2 protein-coding genes are annotated in these 3,352 nt (G+C 43.2%); both read left to right on the top strand.

Annotated features, from left to right (window positions below):
* The first annotated feature begins 949 nt into the window (after positions 1-949).
* Positions 950-1,852, top strand: coding sequence for an MBL fold metallo-hydrolase (locus F6J94_RS32070; protein ID WP_293047644.1), 903 nt, complete (start codon positions 950-952; stop codon positions 1,850-1,852).
* Positions 1,853-2,742: 890 nt separating this feature from the next.
* Positions 2,743-2,889, top strand: coding sequence for a hypothetical protein (locus F6J94_RS32065; protein ID WP_293018810.1), 147 nt, complete (start codon positions 2,743-2,745; stop codon positions 2,887-2,889).
* The last annotated feature ends 463 nt before the right edge of the window (positions 2,890-3,352 follow it).

Here is a 3,352-nt window from a genome sequence, read left to right as displayed (position 1 = left end):
TTGAAGTTACCGTAAGACAGGGTCGCCTTTATGGTCGGCAGGCTATGGGTAAAAGGGTTAAGGCTATTGTTATAAGGCGACCCTGTCTAAGGCGCGCGTCTCTGGCCTTTATGGTTAGTCGGTTATGGGTAAAGGGTTAAAACTTTATGATTAAGGCTGCCCTATTCTAAGGTTTCGTCTCCGGGATGCCCCGACCCGCCGGAACATACAATGAGTTTGAGTTTTTTCTTAGGCACGTAGGTGGCGGTTAGCTCTTCATTTGTCTTCCCTAGTAGATTTAGTATACACGGTCTTCGATCCTGTCCGCAATTGATCTGACACTCATGGCGTAGCATTGAGATGTGAGATCAATTGCGGATGAAGCTAAAAGATATTACCTTTTTAGGTGAGGAGATAATCAGGTCAGGATGGGATGGGGTGAGCAGTTATACTTGGTATGGGCATACACTGAGCGTTTGGTTTAGCTGTCGAGGTTAAGCTATAAGTAAATGGGCTGACTTCCGATAGCTGAACGCGCACGCGTGCGCGTAGCGCATAAGCTGACCACTCAAAGGATAACTGATGCTTTACCAGTTCCCATTCTGATTGATTGATTGAATTAATTTGATGCGTTTGTGACATAGGTCACAAACTGTTTGTTCCTAAATCCGTTAAAATTAACCAACACTTAATATACAGTTAAGAGACAGCATAACTGTATTTTAACTTGTTTCGGGGGGCTGAACGGTTCCAAATTAGAGATATGACTAAATTACTGGGGCTGTTGTGGTTGCTTTACCCCATCTAATTACTCTTGATGTATGCAATTTGATGTATGCAATCCACCCACTTTAACAAAAATTAGTGGTTAACCACAGATGGTTACTTAATATTACCCGAGTATCCTCTAGTGGGAATCTACCAATGGGAATAATTCCTAACTTAGGCTCACTTAATTCATAGATTCAACATGCAAAATCTAGTAGCACCCACACTAGGCAACTATAAGGCTACACCCAGCCTAAACAATGGCACTGGAAGGGATATGAGCGTCCGATTTTGGGGCGTTAGGGGTCAAATTTCTGCTCCTGGGACAGATACCATTCGCTATGGTGGCAATACATCTTGTGTAGAGATGCGTGTTGGTAGAAAACGCTTAATTTTTGATGGTGGCAGTGGTTTACGGGTGCTGGGAAATCATTGGCTTAAGCAAATGCCCATAGAAGCTCACATTTTTTTTTCCCATAGCAATTGGGACAGCATTCAAGGGTTTCCCTTTTTTACTCCTGCGTTTATTCCTGGTAACTGTTTTCATATCTATGGAGCAGCAGCACCTGATGGGGCATCCATCGAACAGTGTCTAGGTCAGCAAATGATTGCTCCAAATTTTCCAGTGCCCCTTCAGGTCATGCAGTCAGATCTGAAATTTCACGGGCTGAGGTCAGGTCATACAGTAACCCTAGATGATGTAACAGTGGAGGCTGTCCTTCTTAATGACTCACATCAAGCAATGGGCTATCGGGTAAACTGGCAAGGATATGCTGTTGTGTACGCCACTACTCACTCCCATGGTTGGGGTGGCATTGATGAAAATCTACGATACCTATGCCGTCAGGCAGATTTGCTAATTTTGGATGCTCCCTTTCCCCTCACAGGAGATGATCTGCCTAATTATTCACCTTTGATTTGGCAAGATCAGCGTTGGCAAACTGGGATAGCAACGGCAAAGGTGGCAGGTGTTAAGCACATAGTTATGTCTCGTTATCATCCTGACTATAATGATGATTATCTCGACACACTAGAAAAGCAACTCCAGTCTTTCTATCCTAATCACTTACTGGCTCGCGAGGGGATGGTTTTGTCTGTGTGTTGAAGGGTAATGGTTATTAGGTATGACTATAGTGCTGGAATTTTAGCGGAATTTATGGAATTATATTGCTAACTATAAGGTTTTTGCCTTAACAGCTGTTGGGAAAACATGAGCAAATTGGTCCCAATAGAAGTAGATAGTGTTGATATTCCCCAGAGTGTGTTCGCGTAGCGGCTCAATGCTGAGCATCCCGTAGCGGCTCTTCGGTCAGCATCGGTTTATCCCACGGCGAAGCGCGATGAAGCGTTCGCGAAGCGTGGCCAAAGGCCTCAGCTTCCGCTAAAAGCGATTAGCCCGAAGGGCTACGCTACGCGAACGCACTCTGGGGAATGCTGTTGGTTATTACTTCCTTTCGGGGTACTGATACTGAACCGAATGGTTCACCCTGGTGGTTGTTGGTTACTGGAAATCCGTCTAGTTAAGTTTTCTATTAGATTAGCGAAATCGGTTAATATATATCGCTATAGTTTAGCAGTCATCCTGTAAGGTAAATGTTTTTCGCAATAGTTTTAAAGCATGGTGTTAAAGCATTAAAGATGTCAATTTCATCAGCTTCATCAGCTGGCTTGGGCTAAGTGATTGGGGAAAACGCTACCCCTGTCAGGCAATCCCTATGCCCAAAAAAAAAGAGAGCCACGTTTTTGACTCTCTCGATCATCAGGGTGCATCTACTAATTAAAATTTATCACAAATGGTGAGGGGTGTGACCCCTCATAGCAAATATCAGCCAAATGGCTGATACCAATGGACTAAATACCTGTGGGATATTACCTGTCCCATATTACCTGTCCCATATACAGTATCTTGCCCTTTTGGCTTATTTTTGGCTCAATTCCACCGGATCAGCCCAAAACTGGTGTCATAAGGGCCATTCGATCGGACAGAAATCCAGATTGCTAATAATTCAAGGTAATGTGGCATTTGTCAAGGGGATGGAGAGCAAATTGACAGGAGCGATCGCGCGGGTAGCAGAGATGATCTCAAGCTTGTGCCAGTGGGAAGATAACCAAAAACTGAGGTCGATAGTGATCGGTCAGTAGGGGCGCACAACCGTGGATCTTTATAGTGGATCTGTATAGTAGTAAGCAGCAGGAGACTCTGTTGACTCAACTGATACTCTAGAAAAGACTTGAAATCCTAGGTACTTGAGTTGTGGAATCGTTCATTCGCGAAGCGTGGCCCACGGCCAAGGTTTTGATAAAATTTCCTGAAACTTTAGATTTCCATCAGTAGTGGGTATTAGACTTAACTTAAGTTACACCCTTGTCTGATGAAATTTGCTACTATTGCCCAAGCTAAGAGAATCATAATCTTTATACTAACGTTTTGCTTAAGTGGGTGTTTTCCTCAACTTGATCAAATATTCAGAAATCCATCTTGTAGGAAAGCTGAGGAAGTTGTCAAAACAGCCCAAAATAAATTCAATAGTATAGCTTTTCAATGCTTTCTTTATCGGGACTTTCTTGGGTAACATTAAAAACTATACTATTGAATTTATTTTGA

It is taken from the genome of Moorena sp. SIO1F2, assembly GCF_010672755.1.
GTDB lineage: Bacteria > Cyanobacteriota > Cyanobacteriia > Cyanobacteriales > Coleofasciculaceae > Moorena.
This window is presented reverse-complemented; position numbering and strand designations above follow the sequence as displayed.